Source organism: Paracoccus lichenicola, from assembly GCF_009708075.1.
Classification (GTDB): Bacteria; Pseudomonadota; Alphaproteobacteria; order Rhodobacterales; family Rhodobacteraceae; genus Paracoccus; species Paracoccus lichenicola.
The window spans coordinates 15,563-30,089 of the sequence record NZ_WMBT01000002.1; the positions used below are offsets into that span (position 1 = coordinate 15,563).

Genomic DNA, 14,527 nt, shown 5'->3' on the forward strand with positions numbered 1-14,527 from the left:
ACGTGAACGGGCGCTGCTTTTCGGCGCAAGACCAGCGGGCCGGACAATGCGCATCTTGATCACCAATGACGACGGCATCAACGCCCCCGGCCTCCGGGCGCTGGAGGAGATCGCGGCCACCCTTGCCGGTCCGGGGGGCGAGGTCTGGACCGTCGCCCCCGCCTTTGAGCAATCGGGCGTCGCCCATTGCATCAGCTATTCCCACCCCACCATGGTCGCGCGCCTGGAGGAACGCCGCTATGCGACCGAAGGCAGCCCCGCCGACTGCGTGCTGGCCGCCGTGGGCGACATCATGGCGGACGCGTCCCCCGACCTGGTGCTGTCGGGCGTGAACCGGGGCAACAACTCGGGCGAGAACGCGATGTATTCCGGCACCATCGGCGGCGCGATGGAGGCCGCGCTGCAAGGCCTGCCCGCCATCGCGCTGTCGCAATACCTGGGACCAAGGACATCGGGCCTGGCCGATCCGTTCGAGGGCGCGCGCCGGCATGGCGCCGCCGTCATCCGCCGCCTGCTGGATCATGGCGACTGGACCTCGGACGCGGATTTCCGGTTGTTCTACAACATCAACTTCCCCCCTGTCCCCGCCGCATCGGTGCGCGGCACGCGTGTCGTCCCGCAGGGGCGCCGGCAGGGCACGAAATTCGGCGTCGTGCCCTATACCGCGCCCAATGGCCGCCGCTTCATGTGGGCGGCGGGCGGCGCGCAGGACGCCCCGGCCCGGCCCGGCACCGATGTCGCGGTGAACATGGACGGCTTCATCTCGGTCACGCCGATGCGGGCGGACCTGACCTGCCATGCCTCGTTGCGGGACATGGCAAGCCTGTTCGACGACGACACCCATGAGGCCGCGATCCCATGACCGTCGATCACCCCGACGAGGCGGACGACCCGGCCGAGCGCAAGATGCGCTTTCTGTTCCAGCTGCGCTCGCGCGGGGTGACCGATCCGCGCGTGCTGGCGGCGATGGAACGGATCGACCGCGGGCTGTTCGTGCGTGGCCAGTTCGCCGACCGCGCGTACGAGGACACGCCGCTGCCGATCCCCTGCGGGCAGACGATCAGCCAGCCCTCGGTCGTGGGGCTGATGACGCAGTCGCTGAACCCCGGCCCGCGCGACACCGTGCTGGAAATCGGGACGGGTTCCGGCTATCAGGCGGCGGTCCTGTCGGGGCTGTGCCGCCGCGTCTATACCGTGGACCGCCACCGCCGCCTTGTGCAGGAAGCCGAGGCGATCTTCCGCCATCTGGGCCTGTCGAACATCACGGCCCAGGTCGCAGACGGGTCGCGCGGGTTGCCCGACCAGGCGCCCTTCGATCGCATCCTTGTCACCGCCGCGGCCGAGGATCCGCCCGGCCCCTTGTTGGCACAGTTGAAGATCGGCGGTATCATGGTCGTCCCGGTGGGACAGTCCGACGCGGTCCAGACCCTGATCCGCGTGACCCGGACGGAAGCCGGCTTCGATTACGATGAATTGCGGCAGGTGCGATTTGTTCCGCTGGTGGAAGGGTTGGGACAGACATGACCCCGATCTGCGGTGCGGCAGGCTAAGGACGACAAGACGATGAGCAGGACTTTCGGAACGACCGCCAGGGCCGGGGCGGCGGCGCTTCTTCTGGCCTCGTGCGGGGCGACGGGCTTTGATCCCGACCTGCGCGGCTGGATGCCCGGCTCTCTCAGCACGGCGGATGCGGCCGCCCGCGCCGCGCCGCGTCCGCAGCCCGACAGCCGGGGCATCATCAGCTTTCCCGCCTATCAGGTCGTGATCGCCCGGAACGGGGACACGCCCGCCGTCATCGCCCGCCGCCTCGGCATCGACGCCGACCGCCTGGCCCGGCACAACGCCTTGCCGCCGACGGCCCCGCTTGCCGCCGGGCAGACGCTGGTTCTGCCGCAGCGGGTCGGGGCGGCGCCAGCCCCCGGCGGCAGCATGATCAGCGATCCCTTCGCGGGCAAGCCCGCGCCGGTTCGCGGCGCTGCCGCCCCTGCGCCAGCGGCAAGCCCCGCGCCCGCGACCTCGGCCAATCCGGCGCAGCATACCGTGGCCGCGGGCGAGACGGCCTGGTCCATCGCGCGGAAATACGATGTCGGCGTGCAGGATCTGGCCGTCTGGAACGGGTTGCCCGTCAGCATGTCGCTGCGCGTGGGCCAGCGGCTCGTCATCCCCGTGTCGGGACAGAAGCCGCCAAATGCGGCGGCCGTCATCACCATGCCCGGCAGCGGCAGCCCGACCCCGCGCCCGCCCTCGGCCGCCGAACCCTTGCCGTCCGAGGACACGACCCCCGCCGCCGCGCCCGGTCCCAAGGCGCCCGCGACCGACCTGGGCGCGACGCGGACCGCGGCATCGGCCGGGGGGCGGTTCCAGATGCCGGTGTCGGGGTCGATCATCCGCGTTTACGAAAAGGGCAAGAACGACGGCATCGACATCTCGGCCACCGCAGGGACGGCGGTGAAGGCCGCAGGCCGGGGCACGGTGGCGGCCGTCACCAAGGATACCGGCGGCGCGCCCATTGTCGTGATCCGGCACGACGGCAACCTGATGACGGTCTATACCGGGCTGGACGGGCTGGACGTGGCCAAGGGCGACAGCGTGTCCGCCGGCCAGTCCTTGGGCAATGCGGGCCGGGGCGGGTTCGTGCATTTCGAGGTGCGCCAGGGCTTCGACAGCGTGGACCCCGAGAAGTACCTGAACTGACCGAACGGAACGCCTGCCCCTGCCGGACGTTGGCCTGCGGTGACCAAGCCAATGGAGGAAAGGCATGGACCATTCCGAACACCCCCGGCTCTTGCCGGACGAATTGACCGACGCGGTCCTGACGGGCGCCACGATCTATGGCCCGGGCGACGACACCGTGGGCACCGTGTCGCATGTGCATGGATCGGGCAGCAGCGCCCAGGTGGTGATCGACGTGGGCGGCTTCCTGGGCATCGGGTCCAAGCCGGTTCTGGTGCCAGCCTCGGACCTGGACCTGATGCGCGACGGCGATGGCGTCGTCCACGGCGTGTCGCGCTGGTCCCGCGAAGACCTGAAGGCCCTGCCCGAACATACCGACTGACCCGGCCGGGCGGCGGTTGCGCCTGCCGCCCGTCACACGGTGTCGAGGTAAAGCTCCACCGTTTCCTCGTCCGACAGCTCCGCCATGTAGTGCAGTTCCTGCCGCTTGGTCATGACGAAGTTCTCGATCAGGTGGCTTGGGAAGATCCGCCGCATCTCGGGGCATCCGTGAAAGGCGTCGATCGCCTCGCCCCAGGTGCCGGGCAACTGGTCCAGCTTCTGGTCATAGGCATTGCCCTTGAAGGGTGCGGGCGCTTCCAGCTTGTCGAGGATCCCGTTCAGCGCCGCCCCCAGGATTGCTGCCACGGTCAGATAGGGGTTCACGTCGCCGCCCGCCACCCGATGCTCGATCCGCCGGGCCTTGGGACTGGAGGACGGGATGCGGATGGCGGCGGTGCGGTTCTCGTAGGCCCAGCCGATGCCTGTGGGCGCATGGGCGTTCGGGACCAGCCGGTCATAGCTGTTCTCATGCGGCGCGAACAGCAGCGTCGATCCCGACATCGCGCGCAGGCATCCGGCAACCGCATGGCGCAACTGCTCGGTCCCCTCGTCCCCGCCATTGTCGAAGATGTTGCGGCCCGACCGGTCGAGGATCGAGAAATGCATGTGCATCCCGTTTCCAGAGAACGTCTCATAGGGCTTGGCCATGAAGCTGCCGGCAAAGCCGTATTGCCGGGCGATGCCCTTGACCAGCATCTTGAAGAACCAGGTGTCGTCCGCAGCCTTCAGCGGGTCGGGCTGGTGCATCAGGTTGATCTCGAACTGGCCCGGCCCGGCTTCGGAAATCGCGGTGTCGGCGGGAATGTCCATCGCCTCGCAGGCGTCGTAAAGCGTGGTGAAGAACTGGTCAAAGGCGTCCAGCGCGCGCAGAGACAGAACCTCGCCCCCGGTGCGGCGCTTGCCGGAACGCGGGCTTGGCGGGACGCGCAACTGGCGGCCCGAATCGTCGATCAGGAAGAATTCCAGTTCCGTCGCCACGACCGGGGTGAGGCCAGCTTCCTTGTAGCGTTCGACCACGCGGGCCAGCGCCTGGCGGGGATCGCCCTCGTAGGGGCGGCCATCCAGATGGAACATCCACAAGGGCAGAAGCGCGGTCGGCGCGTCCAGCCAGGGCATGGGCAGGAAGCCCCGTTCGGTCGGCAGCAGCAATCCGTCGGGATCGCCGATCTGGAAGACCAAGGGGCTGTCCTCGACATCCTCGCCCCAGATGTCCAGGTTCAGGACGGAAAAGGGAAACTTCGTCCCCTCCTCCAGCAGCTTGCCGGCATAGCGGGCGGGAATGCGCTTGCCGCGCGCGACCCCGTTCAGGTCGGCTGCGGCCACGCGGATGGTCTTGACCTCGGGGTGTTCTTTCAACCAGTTCATGACGCTACCGGATCACCTGCGGACGATACTTGATGCGCCCCGCCGCGCCGGGCAAGTGGCGGTTCAGGCGCCGGTTCACGATGCCGAACAATCCGATCAGCGCAAGGGTCGAGACGATGAAATATCCCGCCACGATCGGATAGGCCACAAAGGGGTTGAAGGTCTGGCCCGCGAAATAGCTGGCGTAATACAGGCTGTCGCCGCGCTGCTGGAAGGCCGGGAAGCCCGAAAAGAACACCAGCGTGGTGGCGTGGAACAGGAAGATCGCCTCGTTGGTATAGGACGGCCAGGCCAGGCGCAGCATGGTGGGCCACAGCACGCGGCGGAACTTGGTCCAGCCGGTCATGCCATAGGCCTCGGCGGCCTCGATGTCGCCCTTGGGGACCGCCATCAGCGCGCCGTGGAAGATCTGGGCGGAATAGGCGGCGGTGTTCAGCATCAGCACGATCAGCGCGCCCGCCCAGGCCTTGGCCAGCCAGCTTGTCGCGACGGTCATGCCGAAGATTTCGATCCCCGAACGGGGCAGCAGGACCAGCGCCTCGTAGGCCAGGAAGAACTGGATGAACAGCGGGCTGCCCCGGAACAGGAAGATGAAGCCGTCGGCGGGCTTGCGCAGCCAGGGGTTCGTGCTGGTCTTGGCCAGCGCCAGGGCGGTCGCCAGGAAGAACCCGAACAGCAGCGCGAAAAAGGCGAAATACAGGTTCCAGATCAGCCCCGACCCGATCAGCGTGACCTGCTGGCACAGCGTGAAATCCGTGCGCGGCAGCAGCCGTTCGCCGATACCCAGCGACCGCAACCCGTAATCCAGGATCGTCTGCGCGCAGGTCATGGTGCGACGGCCTTGCGCTGCGCCTCGCCGGCCATGGTGGCCTGCCCCCGGGTCAGGCGCGCGGTCACCCGGTCCAGCACCCGTTCGGACACCCAGGTCATCAGCAGATAGAACACCAGCACGGCGATGAAGTAATACAGCCGCCAGTCGGGATGCGGATAGGCGAATGACGATGTCTTGGCCCCGCCCAGTTCGCGCGCCCAATAAACGATGTCCTCGATCCCCAGCAGGAACAGCAGGGGCGTGGCCTTGATGAGGATCATCCACAGGTTCGACAGGCCCGGCAGCGCATAGGTCCACATCTGCGGCACAAGGATCCGGCGCGAGATCTGGCGGGGCGTCATGCCGTAAGCCTCGGCCGTTTCCAGTTGGGCGCGGGGCACGGCCTGCATCGCGCCATACAGGACGTTCGCGGCAAAGGCGCCGAAGACGACCGAAAAGGCGATCACGGCCAGGGCCATGGCATAGATGTCGTGGATCCATTCGGGACTGGTGGACAAGGGCAGCTTGGCCGCCGCGCAGACCACGAAATCGTTGCCTTGGCGGACCGGCGCGTCGCTGTCGCACAGCGCCTGGTGGCGCAGCCATTCCAGGCCCTGGTCCAGCGCGATGGGCACGAACAGGAAGAACACGATGTCGGGCACCCCCCGCACCATCGAGGTGTAGAGCTTGCCCAGCCACCGGACCGGCGCGATCCGCGACCGCGACGCCATCGCGCCGCCGTAACCGAACAGCAGCGCGATGGGCGCGGTGATCGCCAGCAGCAGCAACACCACCCCGAAGCTGGCATAGAACAGCATGTGCGTGCCGGTCGTCAGATAGCATGACAACCAGGCAAGCCCGTCCAGCACCGAAGGGTCGCCGCAAAAGGAAAACATCATCCGTCCCGGTGGGGACCGCGGGTCGTCCCGCGGCCCGTCAGATCATTCGTAGGTCTGCGCGTCGTCGCCGAAATGCTTCTTGATCAGCGCGTTCAGGCTGCCGTCTTCCTTCATCGCGGTGATGGCGGCGTCGAATTTCTCGCGCAGCTCGGTGTCGGACTGGCGCAGGCCCACGCCGATGCCTTCGTCCAGGCTGACCTGTTCGCCCACGAAGACCAGATCGTCGCTGTCTTCGACGAACGGGCGCATCACCTCGTGGTCGCCAAAGCCCGCGTCGGCCTCTCCGTTGCGGATGGCGGCCAGCACCTGGTCGATGTTGGGGAATTCCAGCATCGTGGCGCCGGTTTCGGCGATGTGGGACGCCTGCACGGTGCCGGTCTGAACGGCGATCACGCCGCCTTCCAGATCGACGCCTTCCTGCAACGCGACATAGGACGAGGGCGCGGGCGGCAGGTAATCCTGGGTGAAGGCGATGACGGCCTTGCGTTCGTCGTTGATGCTCATCGCGGCCATGATCGTGTCATAGTTCGACGACACCAGGTTCGGGATGATCGAATCCCAGTCGTTCTTGACCCAGGTGCATTCCAGAGCCGCGCGCTTGCACAGCTCGTCGCCCAGTTCGCGTTCAAAGCCCGCGACCTCGCCCGCCTCGTTGATGAAGTTGTAGGGGGGATAGGCGCCCTCGGTCCCCATGCGGACGGTCTGGGCCAGGCCCATGCCCGCGGTCAGGGCCAGGGCGGTCGCGGCAAGCAGCAGTTTCTTCATTGTCACGTCGTCTCCTGTTGGTCGTCTTTGTCAATGCGCCATCGAGGCGCTGAGGAACTGGCGAAGCCGGTCGGTTTGCGGCGCGCCGAACAGCCGGTCGGGGGGGCCTTCCTCGGCGATCAGGCCCTGGTGCAGGAAGACCACGTGGTCGCTGACATCGGCGGCCAGGCGCATGTCGTGGGTCACGATGATCATGGTGCGGCTTTCGCCCGCCAGATCCTTGATGACGCGCACGACCTCTTGCTGCAATTCGGGGTCCAGCGCGCTGGTCGGTTCGTCGAACAGCAGCGCCTTGGGGTTCATGCACAGCGCGCGGGCGATGGCCGCGCGCTGCTGCTGGCCGCCGGACAGTTGCGCGGGATATTTCGCGGCCTGGTCGGCGATGCCCACCTTGTCCAGCAGCGCGCGGGCGCGGGCCTCGACCGTTGCCCGGTCTTCGCGCAGAACCGTCACGGGCGCTTCCATGACGTTTTGCAGGATCGACATGTGGGACCACAGGTTGAACTGCTGGAAGACCATCGACAGGTTGGTGCGGAACCGCATCACCTGCGCGCGGTCGGCGGGCACGCGGGACATGCCCTGCCCCCGCCAGCGCACGGGTTCGCCTTCAAAGCTGATCTCGCCCGCCTGGCTGTTTTCCAGAAGGTTGCAGCAGCGCAGCAGCGTGGACTTGCCGGAACCCGACGACCCGATCAGGCTGACCACATGCCCGCGCGGCGCGGTCAGGGACACGCCCTTCAGCACCTGGACCGACCCATAGGCCTTGTGCAGCCCCTGGATCTGGATCACGGGCGCGGTGTCGGAAAGGGCGTCTTTGTCGTTCATCATCGGCGCATTGGGCGATAATCCCCGCGCTTTTGCAACGGGGTCTGCAAGGCAACCTGCCGATAAACGCAGGTTGCCGCAGCGTCAGACGATCTCGACCGCGTATTTCTCGATCACGGTGTTGGCCAGCAGGCCTTCGCACATCCGCGCGACCTCGACCCTGGCGGTCTCGGGGTCGGTCGCCTCCAGGTCCAGTTCGATCAGCTTGCCCTGGCGCACGCCCGTGACGCCCTGATGGCCAAGGCCGCCAAGCGCGTGGCGGATCGCCTCGCCCTGCGGATCCAGGACGCCATCCTTCAGCATGATCGTGACACGGGCTTTCATGGCGCTTTCCTTCAGTTGATCGTGGCCGATTTCAGGCTGGTGGTGTTGGCGGGCATCAGGCCCAGGCGGCGCGCCACCTCGGTATAGGCGTCGGTCAGGCTGCCCAGGTCGCGGCGGAACACGTCCTTGTCCAGCTTTTGCCCGGTCTTCATGTCCCACAACCGGCAGCTGTCCGGGCTGATCTCGTCGGCCACGATCAGGCGCATGAAGTCGTTGTCCCAGACACGCCCGATCTCGATCTTGAAGTCGATCAGCTTGATGCCCACGCCATAGAAGACGCCCGACAGGAAGTCGTTGACGCGCAGCGCGAGGCTGACGATGTCGTCCAGATCCTGCTGGGTCGCCCAGCCGAAGGCGATGATGTATTCCTCGGACACCATCGGGTCGCCCAGCTCGTCGTTCTTGAAGCTGTATTCGACGATGGGACGGGGCAGCAGCGTGCCTTCCTCCAGCCCGAGGCGCTTGGAAATGGACCCGGCGGCGAAGTTGCGCACGATCACTTCCAGGGGAACGATCTCGACCTGGCGGATCAGTTGCTCGCGCATGTTGATGCGGCGGATGAAGTGGTTGGGGACGCCGATGTTCGTCAGTCCGTTCATGAAGAACTCGGACAGGCGGTTGTTCAGGACGCCCTTGCCCTCGATCACGGCCTTTTTCTGCGCGTTGAAGGCGGTCGCGTCGTCCTTGAAATACTGGACCAGCGTGCCAGGTTCAGTGCCTTCGTAAAGGATCTTCGCCTTGCCTTCATAGATCTTCTTGCGGCGCGGTGCCATGGCGGGCGTCCTTTCGCATGTCCCTTATCCCACGCGCCTTACCTTACAAGCGGCACCGGGGGCAATACAGAGGCTTGCAAGCGCAGGCGGGCAGGATAAGCTTTCACCAAGCCAAAACCGGAGGCCACCATGAACACCACCTTCGACGACCGTGAACGCGGCTACGAATCCAAGTTCGCCCATGACGAGAGCCTGCGCTTCAAGGCCGATGCGCGCCGCAACCGCCTGGTGGGCGAATGGGCCGCGGGCCTGCTGGGCAAGCAGGGCGACGATGCCCGGGCCTATGCCCTGAGCATCGTGACCTCGGACTTCGAGGAACCGGGCCATGAGGATGTCTTCCGCAAGCTGTCGGCGGATCTGGACGGCAAGGCGACCGAGGCGGAAATCCGCGCCAAGATGGCGGAACTGATGACGGTCGCCCGCCACCAGATCATCGGCGAAGCCGACTAGCGAATCCCGGCAAGCGGGGCGCATGACGACATTCGGGGGGCCGTCCGGCCCCCTTTTCATGCAGGCATGGCCGCGGCCTCGGCCCGGGGATAGCGCAGCGCCATGGTGATGCCGCGCGACAGGTTCAGGGCCATCAGCGCGGCCCATAGCCCGTGGTTGCCCCAGACGGGCGGCAGCAGCAGGACCGCGGCCCAGAAGACCAGCGCCGACCGGATCATAGCCACCCGCATGTCCCGCGTCAGCGTCGCGCCGATGAAGATGCCGTCCAGCATCCAGGCGCCCACGCCGATCAGCGGCGCAAGCCCCAGCCAGGGCAGGTAACGGCGCGCCTCGGCCCGCACCTCGGGCGAGGTCGTCAGCGCGTCGATGATCGCGCCGCCTCCGAACCAGAAGGCCAGCGCCAGGGCCACCGCCCCGCCGACGCCCCAGGCCGATGTCAGGACCGAGGCGCGCCGGACGCCGCCCGGCCTGCGCGCGCCGACCGCCTGGCCCACCAGACTTTCGGCGGCAAAGGCAAAGCCGTCCAGGGCATAGGCGGTGATCGACAGGAATTGCAGCAGCACCTGGTTCGCGGCCAGGGTCACGTCCCCCTGCCCTGCGCCCAGGAACACGAAGGCGGTGAAGCTGGCCTGCAGCAGGACCGACCGGATCATGATGTCGCCGTTCACGCGGGCCAGACGGGCCAGCTTTTCGCGCGAGAAAAGCCCCGCCGCCCCCAATCCCTGCGCCATGGCCTCGCGGGTCATCCACAGCCCCAGGGCCAGCCCGCACCCTTCCGACAGCAGCGTGGCCGCAGCTACCCCCGGCACGCCAAGGCCAAGCCCCAGCACGAACCAGACCGACAGGACCACGTTCAGCCCGTTCTGCACTAGTTGCAGCAGCAGGACCGACCTTGCCCGCTCGACCGCGATCAGCCAGCCGGTAATGGCGTAAAGCGCGATGGTGGCGGGCGCGCCCCAGATGCGGATCGTCAGGTAATCGCGCGCCAGCCCCTCGACCGCAGCCGAGGCCGGGGCGATCCGGAAGGCGGCGCGCAGGATCGCGCCCTGGAACAGGATGAAGAACGCCCCGGCAATCGCCGCGATGGCCAGCGCCCGCAGCAGATGCGCGCCGCCTTCGGCCCCATCGCCCGCCCCCCGGGCCTGAGCGACAAGGCCCGAGGTTCCCATCCGCAGGAACCCGAAGACCCAATAGATCGAGGTCAGGACCACCGCGCCGACGCCGACCGCGCCGATCGCCTCGGGGCGGCCCAACTGGCCGATGACGGCGGTATCGACCAGCCCCAGCAGCGGCACCGTGGCGTTCGACAGCACGATGGGCACGGCGATCGCCAGCACCCGCCGGTGCGTCAGCCTGTCCATCCCGGCCCGCTCAGCCCTGCGGGATCAGGAAATGCCCGGTCGCCTGCGCCAGCAGCCGGGCGCGGTTGTCCTGCCAGGCCTCGACCTGCACGGACGCATAGCGCCGCCCCGACCGGACCACCCTGGCGCGGGCATAGGCATCGCGCGGCAACCCGCTGCGCAGGTAATCCACGGTGATGTCGATGGTTTTCGGCAGGCGCGGCGGGCTGATCATCATCGCCGCGTCGGGAACGGTGCGGCCGGATTCCATGTCCTCCCACATGGCCGTCCAGGCCAGTTCGATGATCGCGGCCGTTTCCAGGAATGCCGCCGTCACCCCGCCATGCAGCGCGGGCAGCAGCGGATTGCCGATCAGCTTTTCGTCATAGGGCAGGATCGCGGTCAGCTCGTCCCCGCGCCGGTCGAAGCGGATGCCCAGCCAGGCCAGATAGGGCACGCCCCCGACCAGGGCAGACAGCGCCGAATCGCGGCGCGACTTGATCCGGTGCAGCGGTTCGCGACGGTCCATCATGGCCTACCTTTCCACCGTGAAGGCGCCGGTCGCGGCGGCGACCGGGTTGTCCGTATTCTCGTCCAGGGCGACCGCGCGGACAAAGGCCACGGACCGCGTGATGTGATAGCATTCGGCGCGGGCCGTGATCCGCTGTCCCTTGGTGGCCCCCCGCATGTAGTCGATGCGCAGGTCGATGGTCGCCGTCGATGCCGGCCCCGAGGGATGGGCCATGACCGCCGCCCCGCAACAGGTGTCCATCAGCGCGGACACGACCCCGCCATGCACCACCCCGCTGCGCGGATCGCCCACCAGGTGTTCCGCCCAAGGCATGCTGATCGTGGCCGATCCCGCGCCCAACGCATCGACCCGCATCCCCAGGGCGCGGGCATGGGGGATCGCCTCGATGAACTGCTGCGCGATTCGCGTCTGGTCGCTGTCCATCGCCTTGCCATCTTCCGTCATGCCCGCCACTTTCCTGTTTCGTGCCACGCTATCCGCGAGAGGCTTTCCCCCTCAAGCCCGGAAACAAACGTTTTCGCCCAGGTTGAGAAGCGCCTTGCGACAAGCTAGCCTTTCGGAAACGCCGAAAACAGGAGGCGCGAATGCCGGGCGAGCAGACGATCAGCTTCAAGGACATGTGCGCGCGCTTCGACGTGACCCCCCGCACGTTGCGCTATTACGAATACATCGAGCTTCTCAGCCCCCGAAAGGAAGGCCGCGCGCGCTTTTATGGCCCGCGCGAGATCGCCCGCATGACGCTGATCCTGCGCGGCCGCCGCTTTGGCTTCTCGCTGGAGGAAATCCGGCAATGGCTGCTGATCTATGAACAAAAGGGATCGCGCGAACAGTATCAGGTCTGGCTGGACCTGGCGGACCGGCAGTTGAAGGTGCTGGACGGCCAGATCGCCGACCTGAGGGCGGCCCATGCCGATTTGCAAGCTTTGCGCGAAACCGTGGCGCAAGAGTTGAGCAAGATGGGTTGACCGGGCGTCATGCATCGCCTTGACTTCACCCTGTGACGCGGCGTCTCGCTTACGTTCGCGTCAACTTGGCCCTATATCCATGGTCAAGGACAGCAGACGGTGAACGAGGAGGAACCGCGATCCATGTCCGACGAGCTGATGACGATTCGCCAGATGTGCGATGCGTTCGAGGTCACCCCCCGCACGCTGCGTTTCTATGAAGCGCGCGAGCTGATCTTTCCCGAACGTCGCGGGCAGCATCGCCTGTACGACCGCCGGGACCGGGCGCGCCTGACGCTGATCCTGCGCGGCAAGCGGTTCGGCTTCAGCCTCGAGGAAATCCGCCAGCTGCTCGAGCTTTACGAACCGGGCGGCGCGAACAAGGCGCAGATCGCCGCGGCCATCTCGGTCGGGCGCCAGCGTCTTGCGGACATGGAACGCCAATATGCTGAACTGAGCGAGGCGATCGTCGATCTCAAGTCACAGCTTTCCGAAGCAGAAATCCGTCTGTCTGCCGCGTCCAGAGAAACGATCACAGGGTAGCGCCATGACGATCTACAATCCGCCGGTCCGCGACATGCAGTTCGCGTTGCATGACGTTCTGAAACTGTCGCGATCCGGCCTGCCGGGCCACGAGGATCTGGATCCCGACTTTACCGAGGCCATCCTGGACGCCGCCGGCAAGCTGGCGGCCGAGGTTCTGGCGCCCTTGAACGCCGTGGGCGACCGGCAGGGCTGCCGGTTGGAAAACGGCGTGGTGCGCACGCCCGACGGTTTCGACCGGGCCTTCCGGGCGATGAAGGAGGGCGGCTGGACGGCGCTTGACTGCGATCCCGAATACGGCGGCCAGGGGATGCCCTATGTCCTGGGCGTCGCCACGGGCGAGATGTTCGTGTCGGCCAACATGGCCTTCAACATGTACCAGGGCCTGACCCACGGCGCCTATTCCGCCATCCACGCCCACGGGACCCCCGAGCAGAAGCAGACCTATCTGCCCAGGATGGTCAGCTGCGACTGGACCGGCACCATGAACCTGACGGAACCGCACAGCGGCACCGACCTGGGGATCCTGCGCACCAGGGCGGAACCGCAACCCGACGGCAGCTACCTGATCACCGGGCAAAAGATCTTCATCTCGGCCGGCGATCACGACCTGGCGGAAAACGTCATCCACCTGGTTCTGGCCAAGGCGCCTGGCGGGGGCGAGGGTACCAAGGGCATCAGCCTGTTCATCGTGCCGAAGTTCCTGGTGAACCCGGACGGCACCCTGGGCGAACGCAACGGCGTGTCGGTCGGCAAGATCGAGGAGAAGATGGGCATCCACGGCAACGCCACCTGCGTCATGAACTATGACGGCGCGAAAGGCTGGCTGCTGGGCGAGTTGCACAAGGGGATGCGCGCCATGTTCACCATGATGAACGAGGCGCGCCTTGGCGTCGGCCTGCAGGGCTATGCCTGCGCCGTGCCCGCCTATCAGAACGCCGTCGCCTATGCCAAGGACCGCCTGCAAGGCCGTGCGGTGACGGGCGCGCAGAATGCCGCAGGCGCGGCGGACCCGCTGATCGTCCACCCCGACATCCGCCGCAGCCTGATGGACCAGAAGTCGTTTCTGGAAGGCGCCCGGATGCTGGCCCTCTGGGGGGCGCACCTGATCGACAAGGGGCACAACGGCGATGCGGATGCCGAGGGCCTGGTGTCCCTGCTGACCCCCGTCATCAAGGGCTTCCTGACCGACAAGGGGTTCGAGACGGCGGTGCTGGCCCAGCAGGTCTTCGGCGGCCACGGCTATATCGAGGAATGGGGCATGTCGCAATTCGTTCGCGATGCCCGGATCACCATGATCTATGAAGGCGCGAACGGCGTGCAGGCGCTGGATCTGGTCGGCCGCAAGCTGGCGCAGGACGGCGGCAAGCACGTCATGGCCTTCTTCGAGATGGTCAAGGCCTTCTGCAAGCAGCACGGCGACGGCGCCATCGCCGCCGATTTCGTCGCGCCGCTGAAGGCCGCGTCCAAGGATCTGCAGACCGCCGCCATGTTCTTCATGGAACGCGGCATGAAGAACCCCAACGACGCGCTGTCGGGCAGCTACGACTTCATGCACCTGTTCGGGCATGTCTCGCTGGGCTTCATGTGGGCGCAGATGGCGGTCGCGGCGCAGGCAGCCCTGGACGCGGGCCAGGGCGACGCGGCTTTCCTTAAGACCAAGCTGGCGACCGGGCGCTATTACATGAAGCGGCAGTTGCCGATGACCGCGACGCATCTGGCGCGCATCCAGTCGGGGGCCGAGCCTGTGATGGAGCTGGAGGCGGAGGCGTTCTGAGCCTGCATCGTTGCCCCGGCTTCACGGGCAGGAGCCTCCGGCGGGGATATTTAAGTGAAGAAGAAGCGGCATTTCCGGCCTGCGCGCGGCCATCGGCATCAATGGCGCAGGCCGGAAACTTCTCC

Annotated in this window: 18 protein-coding genes; 8 read left to right on the top strand and 10 right to left on the bottom strand. The window is 66.8% G+C overall.

Features of this window, described 5'->3' with window-relative positions:
* The first annotated feature begins 46 nt into the window (after positions 1-46).
* From surE to GIY56_RS03500, 4 genes are all read left to right on the top strand, one after another.
* Complete coding sequence (surE, locus tag GIY56_RS03485) at positions 47-862, top strand: 5'/3'-nucleotidase SurE (protein WP_154763440.1); 816 nt, start codon at positions 47-49, stop codon at positions 860-862.
* Complete coding sequence (locus tag GIY56_RS03490; protein WP_154763441.1) at positions 859-1,524, top strand: protein-L-isoaspartate(D-aspartate) O-methyltransferase; 666 nt, start codon at positions 859-861, stop codon at positions 1,522-1,524. The genes surE and GIY56_RS03490 overlap by 4 nt, the downstream gene beginning before the upstream one ends.
* Positions 1,525-1,563: 39 nt before the next feature.
* Positions 1,564-2,694 (top strand): LysM peptidoglycan-binding domain-containing protein, encoded by a 1,131-nt coding sequence (locus GIY56_RS03495; protein ID WP_154763442.1) that lies wholly within the window; start codon positions 1,564-1,566, stop codon positions 2,692-2,694.
* A 64-nt stretch (positions 2,695-2,758) separates the two neighbouring features.
* Positions 2,759-3,055, top strand: coding sequence for a PRC-barrel domain-containing protein (locus GIY56_RS03500; RefSeq protein WP_154763443.1), 297 nt, complete (start codon positions 2,759-2,761; stop codon positions 3,053-3,055).
* A 32-nt stretch (positions 3,056-3,087) separates the two neighbouring features.
* Here the strand turns inward: GIY56_RS03500 and GIY56_RS03505 are convergent, their stop codons facing one another.
* The 7 genes from GIY56_RS03505 to purC all read right to left on the bottom strand — a co-directional run bounded on the left by GIY56_RS03505 (position 3,088) and on the right by purC (position 8,816).
* Positions 3,088-4,419, bottom strand: coding sequence for a glutamine synthetase family protein (locus tag GIY56_RS03505; protein WP_154763444.1), 1,332 nt, complete (start codon positions 4,417-4,419; stop codon positions 3,088-3,090).
* Positions 4,420-4,423: 4 nt separating this feature from the next.
* On the bottom strand, positions 4,424-5,248 hold the full coding sequence (locus GIY56_RS03510; RefSeq protein ID WP_154763445.1) for an ABC transporter permease: 825 nt from the start codon (positions 5,246-5,248) through the stop codon (positions 4,424-4,426).
* Complete coding sequence (locus GIY56_RS03515) at positions 5,245-6,126, bottom strand: ABC transporter permease (RefSeq protein WP_154763446.1); 882 nt, start codon at positions 6,124-6,126, stop codon at positions 5,245-5,247. Before GIY56_RS03515 ends, GIY56_RS03510 begins: the two co-directional genes overlap by 4 nt.
* 45 nt (positions 6,127-6,171) lie before the next feature.
* On the bottom strand, positions 6,172-6,894 hold the full coding sequence (locus tag GIY56_RS03520) for a transporter substrate-binding domain-containing protein (RefSeq protein WP_154763447.1): 723 nt from the start codon (positions 6,892-6,894) through the stop codon (positions 6,172-6,174).
* 30 nt (positions 6,895-6,924) lie between these two features.
* On the bottom strand, positions 6,925-7,722 hold the full coding sequence (locus tag GIY56_RS03525) for an ABC transporter ATP-binding protein (RefSeq protein WP_407946939.1): 798 nt from the start codon (positions 7,720-7,722) through the stop codon (positions 6,925-6,927).
* An 81-nt stretch (positions 7,723-7,803) separates the two neighbouring features.
* Positions 7,804-8,043 (bottom strand): phosphoribosylformylglycinamidine synthase subunit PurS, encoded by a 240-nt coding sequence (gene purS, locus GIY56_RS03530; protein WP_154763448.1) that lies wholly within the window; start codon positions 8,041-8,043, stop codon positions 7,804-7,806.
* An 11-nt stretch (positions 8,044-8,054) separates the two neighbouring features.
* Positions 8,055-8,816, bottom strand: a complete 762-nt coding sequence (gene purC, locus GIY56_RS03535; protein ID WP_154763449.1) for a phosphoribosylaminoimidazolesuccinocarboxamide synthase — start codon at positions 8,814-8,816, stop codon at positions 8,055-8,057.
* A 129-nt stretch (positions 8,817-8,945) separates the two neighbouring features.
* Between purC and GIY56_RS03540 the strand changes: the two genes are divergently transcribed.
* Positions 8,946-9,266 carry a DUF1476 domain-containing protein gene (locus GIY56_RS03540; protein WP_154763450.1) on the top strand — a complete coding sequence of 107 codons (321 nt, stop codon included), beginning with the start codon at positions 8,946-8,948 and terminating at the stop codon, positions 9,264-9,266.
* A 56-nt stretch (positions 9,267-9,322) separates the two neighbouring features.
* On the opposite strand, the gene GIY56_RS03545 is transcribed toward GIY56_RS03540, so the two are convergent.
* The 3 genes from GIY56_RS03545 to GIY56_RS03555 are packed head-to-tail and all read right to left on the bottom strand — an operon-like array spanning position 9,323 to position 11,582.
* Positions 9,323-10,627: an MATE family efflux transporter gene (locus tag GIY56_RS03545; RefSeq protein ID WP_154763451.1), complete on the bottom strand. Its 1,305-nt coding sequence runs from the start codon at positions 10,625-10,627 to the stop codon at positions 9,323-9,325.
* Between the two features lie 10 nt (positions 10,628-10,637).
* Positions 10,638-11,138: a PaaI family thioesterase gene (locus tag GIY56_RS03550; RefSeq protein WP_154763452.1), complete on the bottom strand. Its 501-nt coding sequence runs from the start codon at positions 11,136-11,138 to the stop codon at positions 10,638-10,640.
* A 3-nt stretch (positions 11,139-11,141) separates the two neighbouring features.
* Complete coding sequence (locus tag GIY56_RS03555; protein ID WP_154763453.1) at positions 11,142-11,582, bottom strand: PaaI family thioesterase; 441 nt, start codon at positions 11,580-11,582, stop codon at positions 11,142-11,144.
* A 140-nt stretch (positions 11,583-11,722) separates the two neighbouring features.
* Between GIY56_RS03555 and GIY56_RS03560 the strand changes: the two genes are divergently transcribed.
* From GIY56_RS03560 to GIY56_RS03570, 3 genes are all read left to right on the top strand, one after another.
* Positions 11,723-12,103: a MerR family transcriptional regulator gene (locus GIY56_RS03560; protein ID WP_154763454.1), complete on the top strand. Its 381-nt coding sequence runs from the start codon at positions 11,723-11,725 to the stop codon at positions 12,101-12,103.
* Between the two features lie 123 nt (positions 12,104-12,226).
* Positions 12,227-12,625 carry a MerR family transcriptional regulator gene (locus GIY56_RS03565; protein WP_154763455.1) on the top strand — a complete coding sequence of 133 codons (399 nt, stop codon included), beginning with the start codon at positions 12,227-12,229 and terminating at the stop codon, positions 12,623-12,625.
* Between the two features lie 4 nt (positions 12,626-12,629).
* Positions 12,630-14,402 (top strand): acyl-CoA dehydrogenase C-terminal domain-containing protein, encoded by a 1,773-nt coding sequence (locus tag GIY56_RS03570; protein ID WP_154763456.1) that lies wholly within the window; start codon positions 12,630-12,632, stop codon positions 14,400-14,402.
* Positions 14,403-14,527: the final 125 nt, after the last annotated feature.

Bases quoted from the DNA above. Each gene is read 5' to 3' on its own strand.
- purC (WP_154763449.1), bottom strand. From the start codon at position 8,816: ATGGCACCGCGCCGCAAGAAGATCTATGAAGGCAAGGCGAAGATCCTT.
- GIY56_RS03525 (WP_407946939.1), bottom strand. From the start codon at position 7,722: ATGATGAACGACAAAGACGCCCTTTCCGACACCGCGCCCGTGATCCAG.
- GIY56_RS03540 (WP_154763450.1), top strand. From the start codon at position 8,946: ATGAACACCACCTTCGACGACCGTGAACGCGGCTACGAATCCAAGTTC.
- GIY56_RS03565 (WP_154763455.1), top strand. From the start codon at position 12,227: ATGTCCGACGAGCTGATGACGATTCGCCAGATGTGCGATGCGTTCGAG.
- GIY56_RS03520 (WP_154763447.1), bottom strand. From the start codon at position 6,894: ATGAAGAAACTGCTGCTTGCCGCGACCGCCCTGGCCCTGACCGCGGGC.
- GIY56_RS03570 (WP_154763456.1), top strand. From the start codon at position 12,630: ATGACGATCTACAATCCGCCGGTCCGCGACATGCAGTTCGCGTTGCAT.
- GIY56_RS03505 (WP_154763444.1), bottom strand. From the start codon at position 4,419: ATGAACTGGTTGAAAGAACACCCCGAGGTCAAGACCATCCGCGTGGCC.
- GIY56_RS03550 (WP_154763452.1), bottom strand. From the start codon at position 11,138: ATGATGGACCGTCGCGAACCGCTGCACCGGATCAAGTCGCGCCGCGAT.
- GIY56_RS03495 (WP_154763442.1), top strand. From the start codon at position 1,564: ATGAGCAGGACTTTCGGAACGACCGCCAGGGCCGGGGCGGCGGCGCTT.
- GIY56_RS03500 (WP_154763443.1), top strand. From the start codon at position 2,759: ATGGACCATTCCGAACACCCCCGGCTCTTGCCGGACGAATTGACCGAC.
- GIY56_RS03510 (WP_154763445.1), bottom strand. From the start codon at position 5,248: ATGACCTGCGCGCAGACGATCCTGGATTACGGGTTGCGGTCGCTGGGT.
- GIY56_RS03545 (WP_154763451.1), bottom strand. From the start codon at position 10,627: ATGGACAGGCTGACGCACCGGCGGGTGCTGGCGATCGCCGTGCCCATC.
- GIY56_RS03560 (WP_154763454.1), top strand. From the start codon at position 11,723: ATGCCGGGCGAGCAGACGATCAGCTTCAAGGACATGTGCGCGCGCTTC.
- GIY56_RS03490 (WP_154763441.1), top strand. From the start codon at position 859: ATGACCGTCGATCACCCCGACGAGGCGGACGACCCGGCCGAGCGCAAG.
- surE (WP_154763440.1), top strand. From the start codon at position 47: ATGCGCATCTTGATCACCAATGACGACGGCATCAACGCCCCCGGCCTC.
- GIY56_RS03515 (WP_154763446.1), bottom strand. From the start codon at position 6,126: ATGTTTTCCTTTTGCGGCGACCCTTCGGTGCTGGACGGGCTTGCCTGG.
- purS (WP_154763448.1), bottom strand. From the start codon at position 8,043: ATGAAAGCCCGTGTCACGATCATGCTGAAGGATGGCGTCCTGGATCCG.
- GIY56_RS03555 (WP_154763453.1), bottom strand. From the start codon at position 11,582: ATGACGGAAGATGGCAAGGCGATGGACAGCGACCAGACGCGAATCGCG.